At 69.0% G+C, this 16,191-nt stretch carries 15 protein-coding genes; 1 reads left to right on the top strand and 14 read right to left on the bottom strand.

Going from position 1 to position 16,191, the window contains the following annotated elements; all coding sequences use genetic code 11:
* Positions 1-8 precede the first annotated feature (8 nt).
* Both LC438_RS03660 and LC438_RS03655 read right to left on the bottom strand, forming a co-directional pair.
* Positions 9-1,424, bottom strand: coding sequence for a cytochrome ubiquinol oxidase subunit I (locus LC438_RS03660; RefSeq protein ID WP_105672892.1), 1,416 nt, complete (start codon positions 1,422-1,424; stop codon positions 9-11).
* Entirely contained in the window at positions 1,411-2,061 is a 651-nt protein-coding gene (locus LC438_RS03655) for a metalloregulator ArsR/SmtB family transcription factor (protein ID WP_223585876.1), read from the bottom strand. Before LC438_RS03655 ends, LC438_RS03660 begins: the two co-directional genes overlap by 14 nt.
* A 396-nt stretch (positions 2,062-2,457) precedes the next feature.
* Here LC438_RS03655 and radA point away from each other — a divergent pair, with 396 nt between their 5' ends.
* Positions 2,458-3,825 carry a DNA repair protein RadA gene (radA, locus tag LC438_RS03650; protein ID WP_105672894.1) on the top strand — a complete coding sequence of 456 codons (1,368 nt, stop codon included), beginning with the start codon at positions 2,458-2,460 and terminating at the stop codon, positions 3,823-3,825.
* Positions 3,826-4,025: 200 nt separating this feature from the next.
* Here the strand turns inward: radA and LC438_RS03645 are convergent, their stop codons facing one another.
* The 12 genes from LC438_RS03645 to LC438_RS03590 form a co-directional block, all read right to left on the bottom strand.
* On the bottom strand, positions 4,026-4,436 hold the full coding sequence (locus LC438_RS03645) for a dehydrogenase (protein WP_105672895.1): 411 nt from the start codon (positions 4,434-4,436) through the stop codon (positions 4,026-4,028).
* 505 nt (positions 4,437-4,941) lie between these two features.
* Entirely contained in the window at positions 4,942-5,586 is a 645-nt protein-coding gene (locus LC438_RS03640; protein WP_223585875.1) for a hypothetical protein, read from the bottom strand.
* 9 nt (positions 5,587-5,595) lie between these two features.
* Positions 5,596-6,099, bottom strand: coding sequence for an amino-acid N-acetyltransferase (locus LC438_RS03635; protein WP_223585874.1), 504 nt, complete (start codon positions 6,097-6,099; stop codon positions 5,596-5,598).
* 118 nt (positions 6,100-6,217) lie between these two features.
* Positions 6,218-6,607, bottom strand: coding sequence for a Rieske 2Fe-2S domain-containing protein (locus tag LC438_RS03630; protein WP_105672898.1), 390 nt, complete (start codon positions 6,605-6,607; stop codon positions 6,218-6,220).
* Positions 6,604-6,921, bottom strand: coding sequence for a hypothetical protein (locus LC438_RS03625; protein ID WP_105672899.1), 318 nt, complete (start codon positions 6,919-6,921; stop codon positions 6,604-6,606). The genes LC438_RS03630 and LC438_RS03625 overlap by 4 nt, the downstream gene beginning before the upstream one ends.
* Before the next feature lies 1 nt (position 6,922).
* On the bottom strand, positions 6,923-8,188 hold the full coding sequence (locus tag LC438_RS03620) for an amidohydrolase family protein (RefSeq protein WP_105672900.1): 1,266 nt from the start codon (positions 8,186-8,188) through the stop codon (positions 6,923-6,925).
* 29 nt (positions 8,189-8,217) lie between these two features.
* Positions 8,218-9,372, bottom strand: a complete 1,155-nt coding sequence (locus LC438_RS03615; RefSeq protein WP_105672901.1) for an ABC transporter ATP-binding protein — start codon at positions 9,370-9,372, stop codon at positions 8,218-8,220.
* Positions 9,373-9,412: 40 nt separating this feature from the next.
* Positions 9,413-10,531, bottom strand: a complete 1,119-nt coding sequence (locus LC438_RS03610) for an ABC transporter substrate-binding protein (RefSeq protein ID WP_223585873.1) — start codon at positions 10,529-10,531, stop codon at positions 9,413-9,415.
* A gap of 20 nt (positions 10,532-10,551) precedes the next feature.
* Positions 10,552-12,321 (bottom strand): iron ABC transporter permease, encoded by a 1,770-nt coding sequence (locus LC438_RS03605; protein WP_223585872.1) that lies wholly within the window; start codon positions 12,319-12,321, stop codon positions 10,552-10,554.
* A 185-nt stretch (positions 12,322-12,506) separates the two neighbouring features.
* On the bottom strand, positions 12,507-13,556 hold the full coding sequence (locus LC438_RS03600) for a histidinol-phosphate transaminase (protein WP_223585871.1): 1,050 nt from the start codon (positions 13,554-13,556) through the stop codon (positions 12,507-12,509).
* A 115-nt stretch (positions 13,557-13,671) separates the two neighbouring features.
* Positions 13,672-14,352: a FadR/GntR family transcriptional regulator gene (locus LC438_RS18725; protein WP_105672905.1), complete on the bottom strand. Its 681-nt coding sequence runs from the start codon at positions 14,350-14,352 to the stop codon at positions 13,672-13,674.
* A 178-nt stretch (positions 14,353-14,530) separates the two neighbouring features.
* Complete coding sequence (locus LC438_RS03590; RefSeq protein WP_223585870.1) at positions 14,531-16,144, bottom strand: thiamine pyrophosphate-binding protein; 1,614 nt, start codon at positions 16,142-16,144, stop codon at positions 14,531-14,533.
* Between the last annotated feature and the right edge of the window lie 47 nt (positions 16,145-16,191).

The following is a 16,191-nucleotide window of genomic DNA, read 5'->3' as shown; positions in this document are numbered from 1 at the left end:
CCTTTCTCTCAGTAGACGACAGACGACAGCTGGGCCGTCTCCTCGTGGGGCTGCTCTGTGGTGTCGGGGCCCTTCTGCGCGGCCTTCACGATGAGTCGGATCTCGACGACGGCGAGCGCCGCGTAGATCGCCGTGAACGCGATCAGGGAGATGAGCACCTCGACGCCCGAGACGCCCGGCGAGACGCCGTCCTGCGTGGTCATGAGCCCGAACACGATCCAGGGCTGCCTGCCCATCTCGGTGAAGACCCAGCCCATGATGTTGGCGACGAGCGCGAGGGGGAACGACCAGATCGCAAGCTTCCACATCCAGGGGGCCGGGGGCTTCTTGGCGCCCTTGCGGGTCAGCCAGAGGCCGACGACGGCGACGAGCGCTGCGGCCATGCCGAGGCCGATCATCCAGCGGAACGCCCAGTACGTGACCCACAGGATCGGGGCGAACTCGGTCAGCCCGGTGTCGGCGAAGGTCGTCGCGTACTCGGCGTTGAGGTCGTTAATGCCGTGCACGCAGGCGTCGAACGTGTGCGTCGACAGCAGCGACAGCAGGTACGGCACGCGGATGGAGAACAGCTCGGAGCTGCCGTCCGGGGTGCCCAGCGTGAACAGGCTGAACGAGGCGTCAGGGCCGCAGACCGTGTTGAACGTGGCCTCGGCCGCCGCCATCTTCATCGGCTGCGCGGCGTACATCGCGAGGCCCAGCTGGTCGCCGGTGAGCACGACACCGGCGGTCGAGACGATCATCGCCCACAGACCGAACTTGAGCGAGATGCGCATGGTGTCGAAGTGCTGGCCGCGTGCGAGGTGCCAGGCCGAGACCGAGATCACGACTCCGGCGGCGAACATCAGGGCGCCGAAGATCGTGTGCGGGAAAGCGGCGAGCGCGACCGGGTTGGTCAGCAGCGCCCAGAAGTCGGTGAGCTCCGCCCGGTTCGTCTCGGGGTTGAAGGTGTAGCCGACCGGGTTCTGCATGAACGCGTTGGCGGCGATGATGAAGTACGCCGACAGGATGCTGCCGATCGAGACGCACCAGATGGTGGCAAGGTGCAGCTTCTGCGGGAGCTTGTCCCAGCCGAAGATCCACAGCCCGATGAAGGTCGCCTCGAAGAAGAAGGCGAGCAGCCCTTCGAAGGCCAGCGGGGCGCCGAACACGTCGCCGACGAAGCGGGAGTAGTCCGACCAGTTCATGCCGAACTGGAACTCCTGCACGATGCCGGTGACCACGCCCATGGCGAAGTTGATCAGGAAGATCTTGCCGAAGAAGCGGGTCAGGTGCAGGTACTGGACCTTGCCGGTGCGCACCCACGCGGTCTGGAAGATCGCCGCGACCAGCGCCATGCCGATCGTCAGCGGCACGAACAGGTAGTGGTAGACGGTGGTGAGGCCGAACTGCCATCGGCTCAGCGCCAGCGGATCAAGCCATTCCATGTGTCGCTCCTCGCACTTCGATCGACGGCACTCGCGCGTCGCCCAGCTGCACCGTGCACTCCGACTGCTCGCCGCGCACGCACTCCGCGGTGAGCGGCCCGCCGACCTCGGCGAGCACTCCCTGCATCAGGCTCAGATGGACCTGGCACAGCACGGGACGATCCTCCGGTCGCGCCGCCGCGTGAGGGCAGGGCGAGAGATCGACGGTCAGGCGCTCGTCGTCGACGACGGGCTCGAATCCGCTCTCCTCCAGGTGCTCGATCAGCGCGTCGAGCTGGTAGTCGGCCTCGCGTCCGAGTTCGGATGCCGCGGCCGGCAGCATCCTGCGCATGAGGTCTCCTCGCGCCGCCGCGGCCTTCGCCTTGTCGCGAGCGACGGCGCTGGAGGCCCCGGGGGCTCCCGTCGCGGCGCTGTAGAGGGTGCGAGGACGGCCGCGGGTGGAGCGGCGCTCGACCTCGGCGATCACGTAGCCGCCGTCGATCAGACGCTGCAGGTGCTCGCGCACGGTGTTGGCGTGGAGCCCGGTGGCCTCGCACAGCTCGCCGATCGAGCGGTCGGCTCGACTCTGCACCAGATGCAGGATCTGCACCCGGGAGAAGCTGGAGATCGGCCCGCAGACGGGCCCGGCGCTGGCCATGTCTCCATTATGTTCCGCCGCTCGGGGCCGCCGTGAGAATAGGGCCGTGAATAATGCCCGATCGCGATAGGGATGTCGGATGCCGCCGATAGCGGGGCCGTATGAGCATCGGCGCGACCGGTCGAGGAGGCGTAGGAAGCGGATACTCCGGCACGCGTCCGGCCCCGACTCGTCGCACGGAGCCGATCGCGCGGACCCGGTCGTCCGGCACGTGTCGGGCCCGCCTCGCCACTCGTTGAGCCAGTCGCTCCGGCACAGGCGCAGCCCCTCCTCGTCGCGCAGAGGCGGTCGCTCCGGCGCGCATCCCGCCCGACCTCGTCATGCCGGGGCGGTCGCACGGACGCCCGCGGCATCCGCCGTGGCCCCGGTGTCGGATGCCGCGGATAGCCTTGACCCATGGCCGCCCGAAAACCCGCTCCTCCCGCGTACGTCTGCACGGAGTGCGGGTGGACCACCGCCAAGTGGGTCGGGCGCTGCGGCGAGTGCCAGCAGTGGGGCACCGTGCAGGAGCAGGGCGCCCAGACCGGCATCCTCAATCGGGTGACGGCCCTGGCCCCTTCTGCCGATCGCGCGGCCCGCCCGATCACCCAGATCACGACGACGGATGCGCCTCGCCGCACGAGCGGAGTCGGCGAGTTCGACCGTGTGCTGGGCGGCGGCATCGTGCCCGGTGCGGCGATCCTGCTCAGCGGCGAGCCCGGTGTCGGCAAGTCCACGCTCCTGCTCGAGGTCGCGGCTCAGGCCGCACGGGCAGACCGCCGCGTGCTCTACGCGAGCGCCGAGGAGTCGCCGGCGCAGGTGCGGCTGCGCGCGGAGCGGACCGGCGCCCTGCACGACGAGCTGTACCTGGCGAGCGAGACCGACCTCGCGACGATCCTCGGGCACATCGACGATGTGCGCCCGCAGCTCGTGATCGTCGACTCGGTGCAGACGGTGTCGTCGTCGCTGAGCGACGGCGCGGCCGGTCAGCCGAGTCAGGTGCGTGAGGTCGCGGCGACGCTCATCAGAGTCGCCAAGGAGCGCAGCCTGCCGATCATCATCGTGGGCCACGTCACGAAAGACGGACAGGTCGCCGGTCCCCGCGTGCTCGAGCATCTGGTCGACGTCGTCTGCCACTTCGAGGGCGACCGGCAGACCTCGCTGCGGTTCCTCCGCGCGCTCAAGAACCGTTTCGGTCCGACCGACGAGGTGGGCTGCTTCGAGATGACCGGAGACGGGATCTCCGAGGTGCCAGACCCCTCAGGTCTGTTCCTGTCGCAGGGGGCGACCGAGCCGGGCACGTGCGTGGCGATCGCGCTCGAAGGCCGCCGCGCGATGCCGGTGGAGGTGCAGGCGCTCACCGTCAGCTCCTCGGCACCCAACCCGCGCCGGGTGGTGCACGGACTCGACGCCTCCCGCGTCGCGATGGTGCTGGCCATCCTCGAGAGGCGCGCCGGCATCCCGACGAGTTCTCTCGACGTGTACGTGTCGACGGTCGGCGGTGTGCGGTTCACCGAGCCTGCGGCAGACCTCGCGATCGCGATCGCGGTGGCGGGGTCGATCCAACATAGCTCGGTGCCGCGCACGGTGGCCGCGGTGGGAGAGCTCAGCCTGGCCGGCGAGGTGCGCCCGGTGACGCAGGCCGCGCAGCGTCGGTCGGAGGCCGCACGACTGGGCTACGAGCAGGTGATCGACGATCGCTCGAAGACGCTCCGCGCGGCGCTCGGTGACATCCGCGCGCGCAGTGCCGCTCGACGCGACGAGCGCGACATCCCGCCGTTCTGAGCGGCGAGCGGAGCATGAAGCGTTTCGTCTCGCTCCGCTCGCCCAACGATCAGAACCGCGGACCTCGGAGCCACACCCTCGGTCGTTGAGCGAGGAGCGCAGCGACGAGACGACACGTCCCTCGGTCTCGCTCCCGCACCGCGCCCTCGGTCGTTGAGCGAGGAGCACCGTGACCAGGCGAAACGTCCCTCAGCCGCAGCTCAGGCGTCGAGGGCCTTCAGCAGTTCCTCCGGCGAGGCCTGCATCGGATGCGGGCCGGCGATGTCGAGGAACACCGTCGTGATCGGGTGCGTGACGAGGAACTTCCGCAACCAGTCGGCCGAGTAGATCCCCACGCCCGGGGGCAGGTTCGCGGGCTTGTTCTTCGCGTCGCTGAACAGCAGCAGCGCGAGGTCGCCGCTCTTCGGGTCGCGGTAGGTCCACACCTCGCCGCTGTCGAGGGGGTTGTCTCGCGCACCCGGCGTGATGAGGGGCACGACCGTGGTGCCGTGCCGAAGGGCCAGCGCGACGGCCGCGACGTCCTGCTTCTCCAGGGCCTGCGCCAGAGCATCCGACCGGAAGTCCTCCGGCGCCGGCTTCTTCTTGGCGGGCTTCGCCTTCTTCGCTGCCATGACTCCAGCCTATTCGGCTCCACCGACGAGAAGCGCTCGACCTGAACGCGCTCCGGTGGCTGGGCACGGCACGCCGACCTCCAGAACTCCGGAGATCCGAGCGAGCGCACGGCCGGATCCGCTGCTACGGGCGACGATCCCGGCGAATCTCCGGAGTTCTGGAGACGCACGGCGCATGGAGGCGCGCGGGATGCCGCGGCGCTCCGCCTCCGAGGCGAGCGCGGCGCCGCATCGGGCACCGCGCGAATTTTCACGGCCCTGTGTCACGCGGCGGGCGAGGCCCCGCGGATACGATTGGGGCCCTCTCGAGTCCCACATTGGGGACTGGGGTACTCGAGAGGGCCCTCGAACTCTCGAGCGGCAAGTGTCGAAGCGCTGGGGACGCTGTAAGTCGACGCCACTGGGGATGGCATGTGATGCCGCATGTTCCCGAGAGTCAAGTCAATGGTATCCCAAAGAATCCGTGCTGTCTGCACGAATTCTGAGTTCACTGCTGTATTCGCGCTCAATAGAGCAGGATCTGCTTCGATCCCGCGGCCGGGAAGCCGCCGATCTGCACGTCGACGTGGTACGAGGCCCCTCCGCCGGGGGCACGCGGACGGTTCTCCGATCCGCACGTCTCCACACTCGACCGGGTGCGATCCCACGCGACGGGCGTCTTGCTCTCGACGGTCGCGCCCGCGGCGAGCGTCGCGATCATGCTGCTCGGATTCTCCTGGCAGTCCGTCGATCGCCACCACACGTCGTCGCCGCTGGAGACCGTGAAGACCTGGGTCGTCGAGCCGACGTCCATCGTGCAATCGGCCGCGCCGTTGTTGGTGAGGCGGATCGAGAGCTGCGGCAGCACGCCGGGCTGGTAGCTCTCGGCATCCGTCACCGCCTCGACGACGATGTCCTTCGCCTCGCACGCGACGACACCCGGAGTCTCGGAAGCCGTGGGTTCGCCACTCGGGGTCTCGGCGGCGTCCGTCGGGGTCGCGGTCGCGGTCGCCGACGACGATGCCGTCGGTGCGGGCTTCTCGGCGGCGCCCGCCCACGGCCGGGCGATCAGCAGCCACGCGGCGACGCCGATCACGGCGAGGAGCAGGATCGCCCCGAGGAGCAGGACGAGCCGCCGACGACGGTAGACGGCTGCGGACTGACGGGGCATTCCTCCAGGCTAACCGAGGCTCTTGAGCATCCTGGTGTTGCCGAGCGTGTTCGGCTTGACGTGGGCGAGATCCAGGAACTCCTCGACGCCGGCGTCGCCGCTGCGGAGCAGCTGCGAGTACACATCGGGGTCGACGACCTGCTCGCCGATCGGAGTGAACCCGCGGCGCCCGAAGAACTCCACCTCGAAGGTCAGGCAGAACAGTCGCGAGAGTCCGAGCGTCCTGGCGTTGTCTTCGAGGCGATCGACGATCGCGCGGCCGACGCCGTGGTGCAGCCACTCGTCGTTCACCATCAGGGTGCGGACCTCGCCGAGGTCTTCCCAGAACACGTGCAGCGCACCGCATCCGATCAGCACGCCGTCGGACTCGGCGACGACGAACTCCTGCACGGCGCCGTAGAGCACCGCCAGGTCCTTGCCCAGGAGGATCCGCTGCTCGACCATCGGCTGCAGCAGATTGCGGATGCCGATCACATCGGCGCTGCGCGCCGGCCGGACGATGTACTCGCTCACACCACAAGCCTAGAACCACGCGCCCGCACGGACGCTGAACCGCGAATCCGTGCCCGCCCCGACACGGGGGCACGAAGGAGGGGCGGATACCGCGGCATCCGCCCCTCTCGGGATCCTGCTAGACGGTGACGATCACGTCGTCGCCGTCTACCCGTACGGGGACCGGGCGCAGCCCCACCCTCTGATCGGCGGGGTGCTTGCCGGTGAGGATGTCGAACTCGAAGCCGTGCCAGGGGCACACGATGTTGCGGTCGGTGGGGTGGAACCCGGGGCCGCCGCTCTTGAGGCCGTCCTCTCCCCTGACCAGCTGCACGGTGCGCGGCATGATCTTGCCCTGGCACACCGGGCCGCCCTGATGAGGGCAGACGTTGTACCAGGCGCGCACCTGATCGGCGTGGAAGTAGACGCCGAGCTCGGTGCCCTCCACGTCGACGACGATGCGCTCGCGCTCCTTGAGGTCGCCGAGGCTGGCGACCCTGACGTCTCTGCGGACCACTCGGGCGCTCATTCGGCCCTCCGGTACCAGATCGCCATGTCGAAGAGGTTCACATCGGCGGCGTCGAGCAGGGCCGTGACGAGCACGACGGTCTCGGTGGCGTTCAGCGCGTCCTCGCGGATGGGCCAGGAGATCTTGCCCACGCGGTCGGTCTTGGCGGAGAACAGGCGGGCGGCGGCGTAGAGGACGTCGGCGATGTGCTCGTCGGAGACCTCGGCGCCGCGCTCCTCCTGCGCGATCCGAGCGGTGAGCTCCCCGAGCCGGGCGACGAGCCCGTCGAGCTCTGCGGCGACGGAGGAGACGGCGGTGGTGGTGTCAGTGGTCATGTCACGAGATCCCTGGTCGCTCCGCGAGCACCTGCTCGGCGGATGGCTTCTGTCGGTCGGTGGGGAGGTTGAACACGCGCGCCGCGTTCAACCCGAGGATGTTGCGCTTGGCCTGCTCCGAGAGGAACGGCAGCCGCGTGATGGTCGACGGGGCATCCCAGTCCCAGTGCGGCCAGTCCGAGGAGTACAGCAGCTGCGTCTCGGCGTTGAACGACTTCATTGTGGCCTCGAGCAGCTCCATGTTGGTGCGCTCCATGGGCTGCGTCGTGTACCACATCTCCTTCATGTACTCGCTCGGCAGCCGCTTCAGTCCCGGCGCCTCGCTCGGCCGCATGAGCACCTCGTGGTCCAGGCGCTGCATGAGGAAGGGGATCCACGCGAGACCGCTCTCGACCCACACCATCTTGAGCTTCGGGAAGCGCTCGGGCATCGCGTTGATGATCCAGTTGGTGACGTGGATCTGGTTGTAGTGCGTGAACGACAGCGCGTGCATCGACAGGAACCGGTTCAGCTGCGAGAACGACGGGTCGCCCCAGTGGTAGCCGGAGTGGAACGCGAGCGGCTTGCCGCTGTCCTCGATGAGCTTGTAGAGGCGCGTGTAGACATCGGAGTGCACCGGGTTGTTGCGGGTCGAGCACACCGTGTAGCCGATGATGCCCGGGTCGTCGGCGTACTTCTCGACGAGCTCCTCGCACACCTCCGGCGTGTTGTACGGCAGATAGAGCATGCCCTTCAGACGCGGGTTCGGCGGCAGGATGACCTCGGTCAGCCAGCGGTTGAACGCGCGGCCGAGCACCACCTCGACCTCGTCCTGCGGGTGCATGCCGAGCATGAGCATCGCGCTGGGGAACACGACCTGGAAGTCGAGGCCCATGGCGTCCATGCCGCGGCGGGCCGCCGTGACGAACGGATGTCCCTCGCCGGGGTCCACCGGCTCCTTGCGCCCCTGGTGGCCGATGCGGCCGCCGACGCTCTGGTGCGACATGCCGGGCTGGATGTTCAGCAGCGCGTTGTTGCCGCCGAAGCCGTGGAACTGGCTGAGGCCCAGATCGCGCCATACGTCGTTGTCGATGAGGTCGAGCACCTCGCCCCAGAAGTGGTCCTCCGAGACGTGCGCGTCGATGTCGACGATGAAGTAGTCGTCGTAGTCCTCCTTCGCCTGCTTGGTGGCGTGCGAGAGCACGTCGCGGCTGTCGGAGCGTCCGCCGATCTCGGCGAGCTCGCGGATGCGCGGCGCGTCGGATCGGGGGGTGGGCAGATCACTCATGTTCTTCCTCTCTGAAGGTCGGGGGCGCCTCAGCGCGGGGAGACGATCGCGTTCGTCTCGATGGTCAGGTAGTCGTCCTCCGACGCCTGGCGGCTGATGACGACGGCGCGGGCGGGGTTGACCGCGAACCGCAGCTCGTCGCCGGCCTGCGGCACGGCATCCGGGCTCAGGTCCGAGGTCTCGACGCGGACGCGCAGGGGCAGGCCGTCGACCCGGACGAGGAGGTTCACCGCGCTGCCGAGGTAGGTGGTGCGCTCCACGGTTCCGGTGAAGCGCCCCGCACCGGATGCCGTGTCGTCCGTCGTCCTGACGTGGGCGGCACGGAAGGCGATGTCGGCGCGGTCGCCGACCGCGACGGAGGAGGTCGCGGTGCCGGCGACGACGAGGGAAGTGCCGTCGACGCGGACATCCGCAACGCCGCCGCTCACGGCGACCACGGATCCGGGGAGGATGTTCTGGAAGCCCATGAAGTCGGCGACGTAGGCCGACTGCGGGCGGTCGTAGAGCTCCGCCGGGGCGCCGTCCTGGACGATCTCGCCCTCGCTCATCACGATGATGCGGTCGGAGAGCGTGATCGCCTCCTCCTGATCGTGCGTGACGTAGACGGAGGTGGTCTCGAACTGGTTGTGCAGCGCCCGCACCTGCTGGCCCATCTGGTAGCGGAGCTTGGAGTCGAGGTTCGACAGGGGCTCGTCATAGAAGATGATGCCCGGCCGGGCGGCCAGAGCACGCGCCAGTGCGACGCGCTGCTGCTGACCGCCCGACAGGGCGGTGACCGGACGCTTCTCGAACTCCGCGAGGCCGACGGCGGCGAGCATCTCGCGCATCCGCTTCTGGCGGTCCTGCGCTCCGAGCCTGGCCACCCTGAGCGGGTAGGCGACGTTCTCCGCCACGCTCATGTGCGGCCAGAGCGCGTAGCTCTGGAACACCATTCCGACCTGACGCTTGTCCGCGGGGACGAACGTCTTGCGGTCGGTGTCGACCACGATGCGATCGCCCATGGTGATGCGGCCCGTGGTCGGACGCTCCAACCCGGCCAGGCAGCGCAGCGTCGTCGTCTTGCCGCAGCCCGAGGGGCCGAGCAGGGTGACGAATTCGCCGGAGCCGATCGTGAGATCGAGTCCGTGCAGTGCCGACTTGCCGCCGTACCGCTTGGTGAGTCCGGAAACCAGGACCTCGGTCATGGGTGTCTCGCCTTCTCGCAGGAGATTCGGGAAAGGGGTGCTACTTCGTGAACTGCTCGGTGATGAAGTCGAAGTAGGGCTGGTTGAACTCGGGGTCGGAGTTCGCGAACGGGACGCGCTTGAGCTCGTTCAGCGGCGGCGTTCCCTCGGGGCCGGGGGCCTCGGGGGTCCAGCCGTAGGAGCGGTTCTTCTCAGCGAGCGCCTGCTGACCCTCGGGCGAGTAGAGCCAGTTGATGTAGAGCTGCGCGGCGTCGGGGTGCGGGCTCTTGTCGATGATGCACATGCCGGTGCGCGACATGAAGTTGCCGCCGTCGTCGAGCGGGAAGACCGCGGCGATCGGGCCGCCCTTCTCCTTCACGTCCTCGTAGAACCCCTGGTACACGGCGATGCCGATCGGGAACCGGCCGCTCGCGACGTCCGCGGGCACGTTCGGCTCGGACTGCGCGAACTGCACGTCCTGCGCGGCGAGCTTCTCGATGTACGGCTTGCCCCAGGTGTCTTCGCTCTCGGGGACCATGAGCGAGGTGAGGATGTAGCGGATGCCGCCGGGCACCGTCGGGTCGCCGACGGTGATCTTGCCCTTCCACTTCGGGTCGAGCAGGTCGTCCCAGTTCTTCGGCGCCTCGTCCTCCTTGACCATGTCGGTGTTGTAGACGAAGACGAAGTAGCGCATCGCGTAGTAGGTCAGCCGGCCGTCGAAGTCGCCGGGGATCTCGAAGCCGTCTGGCGCCGTGCGCACGTCGGCCTGGGTGCAGATGCCGTCTTCGGCGGCGACCTGCGGCGACTCTCCGCCGTCGTAGATGTCGGCGATCTTGCTGCCGCTCTGCGCCTCGGCCTCGATCTTGGTGATGCTCTGCGCATCGGGCTGGTCCTGCTGGACCATCTTGATGCCGGGGAAGCGATCGGTGAAGACCTTGAACAGGTCCTTCTGCGCCGAGACGCTGGGGCCGTACAGGACGATGTCGGTCTTGCCGTCGGCGACCGCCTTGTCGTACAGCTCATTCATGTACGCGTTGCCGTCGGCGGTCGCGCCGGGCACCTCGATCGGCTTGTCGGGCTTGGCGGCGGCTCCGCCCGACGAGCAGGCGGTCAGGGCGGTGAGCGCACCGACGGCGATGAGAGCCGTGGTGAGTCGTGCTGTCTTGCGGGAGAACGTCATTATTCTGCCTCTCGGGTGTGTCAGGGTGTGATGCGGGTGAGGGGGATTGCGGGCGCGGCGCCTGTGCGTCCGCGCAGTCGCGTGCCGAGCTTCAGGGAGAGCGCGGCGATCGCGAGCACGGCCATGGCCGCGACGAGGATGATCATGAAGAGGGCGGCGCCCTGCGACATGTTGCCCTGGAGGAACTGCTGGAACGCGGTCAGCGAGACCGGCTGGAGTCCGGGCGGGGCGAGCAGCATCGGCACGGCGAGGTTGCCGGAGATGAACAGCGCCGAGAGGAACCAGCCCGACAGGAAGCTGGGGATGACCAGGCGCAGCACGATCGACAGCAGCACCCGCCAGGATCCGGCGCCCGAGGTGCGACCCGCCTCCTCCAGCTCCGGCGACAGCTGCGCGAGAGCGCCTTCCGCGATCCGGCTGGACACCGGGATGGTCGCCACGATGAGCACGAGCGTCATGAGGAAGGCCGAGCCGTAGAGACCGCGGAACGCCGGCACGTAGAGCACCGCGAACATGTAGGCGAGCGCCAGCACGATGCCGGGGAGCGCCCACGGGATCCACACCGCGAACGACGTGTACGAGCGGATGAAGCCGGTGCGGCGTGCCGTGACGTACGCGGTGAGCATGGCGATCGCGATGGAGCCGAACCCGCCGATCACGGCCAGCCATGCCGTGAGCGCGAGGCTCGAGCTGAACACGGGGTCGGTGAGCATCTCGACGTAGTTGTCGAAGGTCAGGCCGGTACTCATGACCCCGAAGATCGGCTGCAGGCTGCCGAGGATCATCGCGAACAGCGGCAGCACGAGGTTGAGCAGCATGAACACGACGATCAGGGCGGTGAACACCCAGCGCACCGGGCCCAGCTCCTGCGGCTCGCGACGAGACGTCTTGCCGGTGAGGGTCGTGAAGCTGCGACCGCGCAGCAGCCACCGCTGGGCGACGAAGAGGGCGAGGACGAGCACGATGAGCACGAGGGAGAGCGCGAACGCCTTGGTGTACTCGGCCGGGGCCTGGTCGCGCACGTAGTGGTAGATCTGCGTGGAGAACACGAAGATGTTCGCCTGACGGCCGATCAGCTGGGGGCTGTCGAACGCCTGGAACACGAGGACGGCGATGAGGATGGCCGCGCCCGTGATCGCCGGCCCGACCGAGGGGAGCGTGATCGTGAAGAACGTCCGCACCGCGCCGGCGCCGCTGATCGCGGCCGCCTCGTCGAGGGACTGGTCGCGGTTCTTGAACGCGCCGAGCATGAGCAGGTACGCGAAGGGCATGTAGCCGAGCGACATCAGCAGGATCAGGCCGCCCCAGCCCTGGATGTTCATGAACGGCTCGGTGGCGCCGAGCATCCGGGCGAACTGGTTGATGAGGCCGTTCTGCGCGTTGCCGAGCATGATCCAGCCGAGCGTGTGGAACAGCGGCGGCACGAAGAGGTTCACGGCCATGAGCGGGGTGAGGAGCTTGCGGCCGGGGACGTTGGTGTTCGCGGCGACCCAGGCGAACAGCCCGCCGCCGGCGACCGAGATCGTGCCGCAGACGAGCACGAGGATCACGGAGTTCCCCATCGTCGACCAGGTCGTCGGGTCCTGGAACGCCTCGACGAGGCCGCCGATCGTGAACGGGATGTTGTCGGACGGGAGTCCGTCGCGGAAGGCGCCGATCACGATCATCGACACCGGGAACACGAAGATCAGGGTGAGCGCGGCGATGAAGACGGCCCACAGCGTGCCGCCGGTGACCGCCCGGCGCTGCGATGCACGCCGGTCGCGCTCGAAATCGATCGTCGCAGTCACTGCCGTTCCCTTCGCGCACACTGTGCGGGTCTGCGCCGCGGTCCGGTTCGGGTCCGAACCGCGGCGTTCGTGATGTCTGTCAGCGTACGAACCGTCGGGTGGACGGTTCTTCGGCGGCGGCTCCGAAGTCCTCTCCCCCGCCTCCGACACTGTGTCGGACGGGGGTCGGCATCGAGCCGCGAGGGTCAGAGCAGGGCGGCGAGTGCGGCGTCGTTCTCGGCCGGGAGGCCGACGGTGACGCGAACGCCCCCCGCGTGCGGGAAGGGCCGGGCGAGCACGCCCTGCGCCTCGAAGCGCTCCAGCAGCTCGTCGGCGTCGCCGTGCACGAACAGGAAGTTCGACTGGCTCGGCAGGAACGAGACCCCGCCGGCGCGCAGCGCCTCCTGCATCCGCTCCCGCTCCGCGACGATCACCGCGATGCGCTCGGCGGCGACGGCCTCCCCCGCCGGGCTGAACGCGGCGATGACCGCAGCCTCGGCGACGCTGTTCAGCGCGAAGCCGACGGAGGTGCGGCGCAGCGCCTCGGCGATACGAGGGGAGGCGGCCGCGTACCCGGCGCGGATGCCGGCGAGCCCGTGCGACTTCGACAGCGTGCGCAGGATGACGAGGTTGGGGAACTCGTCGAGCAGTGCGGTCGTCGCCTCGAGGGGCTCGACGGTGACGAACTCGCGGTACGCCTCGTCGAGCACGACGAGGACGGTCGACGGCACGTCGCGGAGGAAGGAGCGGATGCCGTCGGCGTCGACGAACCCGCCGGTGGGGTTGTTCGGGTTGCAGAGGTACGCGATGCGCGTCTCGGGCGTGATCGCGGCGGCCATGGCCGCGACGTCCATCGCGCCGTCCTCGGCGAGTGCCACGGGGGTGCTCTGCGCACCGGCGAGCGCGAGGGCCGCGGGGTAGGCCTCGAAGGAGGGCCAGCAGTAGACGCCGTGCACTCCGGGCTCGCACACGAGGCGGGCCAGCCCGTGCAGCAGGGACCCGGAGCCGTTGTCGATCGCGATGCGCTCGACGTCGAGCCCCATGGCGTCGGCGACGGTCGCACGGGCGGCGGTGCGGTGGTAGTCGGGGTAGCGGTGCGTCGAGCGGGCCGCCTTCTCCATGGCGTCGACGATCACCGGCGCCGGCTCCCAGGGCATCTCGTTCTGGGAGAGCCGGATGGGGGGCAGGGAGACGCGGGCGGGACGGTTGGGAGCGGCCAGCATCTTGTCGATCACGCTGCGGAACTCGAGAGTCATAGGGGCGCCTCCTCGGGGCGAGGGCAATTATCAATATTGAATATGAACATTATTGAAACGGACCTCCCCTGTCAACCCTCCAGGGGCGGATCTCAGGCTCGGGAAGCCCGGGATATCAGGACAGGACGGCCGCCATCGACGAGCCGCGGTGACGCTCGACCGCCGACGAGGCGAGCGCATGATCGCGACGGGCGACGGCGGCGGCGAAGTCGAGATGGGTCTGCAGCCGCTCGGGCGTGGTCGGCGCCGTCGCGCCCTCCAGCTCCTCCACGATGATGTAGTCGACGAGGTTCGTGTAGAGGCTCCGGAGCAGCTCGTTCGGAGTGATGCGCGCGATGCGCGCGTGCAGCGCCCAGTTGGCGTTCGACGCCTCCGGCGTGCCCCACGCGGCCTTCAGCGCGTCGGCGCAGCGCTGCACCTCGGCGATGTCGGCATCCGTGGCGAACTCCACGGCGTCGTGCAGGATCGTGCTGTCCAGCGCATCGAGGACCCGCAGGCAGTTCGTGACGGTCGCCGTGCTCTCCCGCAGCCGCAGCAGCTGGTCGCTGAGTTGGGTGAACGGCGAGCGGTCGGCGACGAAGATGCCGCCGCCGGGGCCGGGCTTGGCGTCGACGATGCCCCGCGAGCGCAGCAGCTGGATGGCCTCGCCGAGGGTGGCCGGGGCGACGCCGAACCGTGCGGAGAGCTCCTGCCGCCGCCCGATGAAGTGACCGGGCTTCCAGGCCTCCGTCGTGATCTCCTGCTCCAGCGCGCGGGCGACCTGCACCGCGACGGCGGCATTCGTGATCTGCGACACCGCGCACCCCCTTCGTTTCCCGTGACGACGCACCGAGCGCACGCGTGTCTACACAGTAGACGCACGCAGACGGAGCGCGCACCCGGCGATCGATTATATTGATCACCCTCTGTTCCGGAGCATCTATGACGCCCCGGAGACGGCGGGGACCGGCGCGACCGGACCCCGCCGTCATGGGTCAGCGCTTGCGCTCGTGGATGAATCCCCACGGCGACGGGAACACGTCGACGGGCACCTTGATGACCGCGGGCCGCCCGTTCAGGATCGCCTCGCCGATCGCCCGCTGCACGGCATCCGCATCCTGTGCGAGCGAGAAGTCGATGCCGAACGCCATCGCGAGCAGCTCGAAGTCTGGGTTCGTGAGGTCTGAGCCGATGAAGCGCCCCCCGTAGGTGTCGCGCTGGATGCGCCACACGTTTCCGAACCTGCTGTCCTCGAACAGCACCGTGATGAGAGGGATGCCGTACTTCTTTGCTGTGGCGAACTCCTGCAGCGACCAGCCGATGCCGCCGTCGCCGGTGACGACGACCACGGGGCGGTTGCCCGCGCCGACCGCGGCGCCCAGCGCCGTGGGCATGGCGTAGCCGAGCGTGCCCTGATAGCCCGGCCACACGTAGGAGCGCGGCGCCTGCACCGGGAAGCCGTAGGTGGAGACGTAGCCGATCTGGGTGAGCTCGTTCACGAAGATGCCGTCGGCCGGCAGCGCGGCGCGGATCGCATCGACGAACGCCATCTGCGGAGCGACCTGCTCGCGGACGCGGGCCTCACCCTCCGCACGGAGGCGGGCGATCTCCGCACCCCAGCCCTCCTGCGGCTGCAGCCGCTCGACGAGGGCCGCGAGCACGGCGGTGGCGTCGGCGTTCACGGAGATGTCGGGGCGACGCGGAGCCCGCAGGTCCTCGGGATCGACGTTCACGAGCGCGAGGCGGGCCTCGCCGACGTTCAGCTGCTGACCGAACGGGGTGAGGAAGCGGCTGCCGAAGGAGACGACGGCATCCGCCGACTCGCGCAGCTCCCACAGGGAGAACGCGGGGAGCGCGTGCGGGTCACGCGCGTCGATGGCTCCGCGGCCGTTCTCGCTCATCACGACGGGCGCGTCGAGCATCTCGGCGAGGCGCGACAGCAGCTCGAAGGCGCGCTGCCCGCGGACGCCGCCGCCCACGTGGATGACCGGTCGGCGGCTCGCACGCAGCAGCGCGGCGATCTCGGCCACCCCGTCTTCCGGTGCGACCGGCGCCTCGACGGCGAACGGCTCCCCCACCTCGACGTCGATCTCGGCGTGCAGGAGGTCGGGGCCGAGCTCGAGCGCGACGGGACGGGGTCGCCCCGTGCGCATCTGGCGGAAGCCCTCGTGCACGAGCTCGGGGATCTCCTCGGCGCGCGTCGGCCGTGCCGTCCACTTGGTGAGGCCCTCGATGGTCTCGCTCTGCTTCGGGATCTCGTGCAGGGCGCCGAGACCCGAGCCGACGAGCGTCGACGGGATGGTGCCGGCGAGCAGCATGACCTGCGAGGAGCACGCGTAGGCGGTGGCCATGCCCGCACCCGCGTTGAGGACGCCGGGCCCGGGGACCACCATCGCGACGCCGGGGCGCCCGGTGACACGGTGATAGCCGTCTGCCATGTAGGTGGTGCTCTGCTCGTGCCGCGGCACCATCAGGTGCACCTCGTCCTGGCGGCGGTACATGCCGTCGGTGAGGCCGTCGAGCTGGACTCCGGGGATGCCGAACACCGTGTCGGTCCCCTCGCTGATCAGAGCCTGGGTGAGCGCGTCGCCGCCTGTCATCTTCGCCATACTGGTCGCCTCTCGTGTAATTGACTATAATGAATATAGATCTAATC

Source organism: Microbacterium sp. OVT16B, from assembly GCF_019969705.1.
Taxonomy (GTDB): domain Bacteria; phylum Actinomycetota; class Actinomycetes; order Actinomycetales; family Microbacteriaceae; genus Microbacterium; species Microbacterium natoriense.
Note: the sequence above shows the minus strand (reverse complement) of the source record. Positions and strands in the feature narration are given on the sequence as shown.

Excerpts from the sequence above, each read along its gene's own strand:
- LC438_RS03660 (WP_105672892.1), bottom strand. The coding sequence starts at position 1,424 with ATGGAATGGCTTGATCCGCTGGCGCTGAGCCGATGGCAGTTCGGCCTC.
- LC438_RS03655 (WP_223585876.1), bottom strand. The coding sequence starts at position 2,061 with ATGGCCAGCGCCGGGCCCGTCTGCGGGCCGATCTCCAGCTTCTCCCGG.
- radA (WP_105672894.1), top strand. The coding sequence starts at position 2,458 with ATGGCCGCCCGAAAACCCGCTCCTCCCGCGTACGTCTGCACGGAGTGC.
- LC438_RS03645 (WP_105672895.1), bottom strand. The coding sequence starts at position 4,436 with ATGGCAGCGAAGAAGGCGAAGCCCGCCAAGAAGAAGCCGGCGCCGGAG.
- LC438_RS03640 (WP_223585875.1), bottom strand. The coding sequence starts at position 5,586 with ATGCCCCGTCAGTCCGCAGCCGTCTACCGTCGTCGGCGGCTCGTCCTG.
- LC438_RS03630 (WP_105672898.1), bottom strand. The coding sequence starts at position 6,607 with ATGAGCGCCCGAGTGGTCCGCAGAGACGTCAGGGTCGCCAGCCTCGGC.
- LC438_RS03625 (WP_105672899.1), bottom strand. The coding sequence starts at position 6,921 with ATGACCACTGACACCACCACCGCCGTCTCCTCCGTCGCCGCAGAGCTC.
- LC438_RS03620 (WP_105672900.1), bottom strand. The coding sequence starts at position 8,188 with ATGAGTGATCTGCCCACCCCCCGATCCGACGCGCCGCGCATCCGCGAG.
- LC438_RS03615 (WP_105672901.1), bottom strand. The coding sequence starts at position 9,372 with ATGACCGAGGTCCTGGTTTCCGGACTCACCAAGCGGTACGGCGGCAAG.
- LC438_RS03610 (WP_223585873.1), bottom strand. The coding sequence starts at position 10,531 with ATGACGTTCTCCCGCAAGACAGCACGACTCACCACGGCTCTCATCGCC.
- LC438_RS03600 (WP_223585871.1), bottom strand. The coding sequence starts at position 13,556 with ATGACTCTCGAGTTCCGCAGCGTGATCGACAAGATGCTGGCCGCTCCC.
- LC438_RS03590 (WP_223585870.1), bottom strand. The coding sequence starts at position 16,144 with ATGGCGAAGATGACAGGCGGCGACGCGCTCACCCAGGCTCTGATCAGC.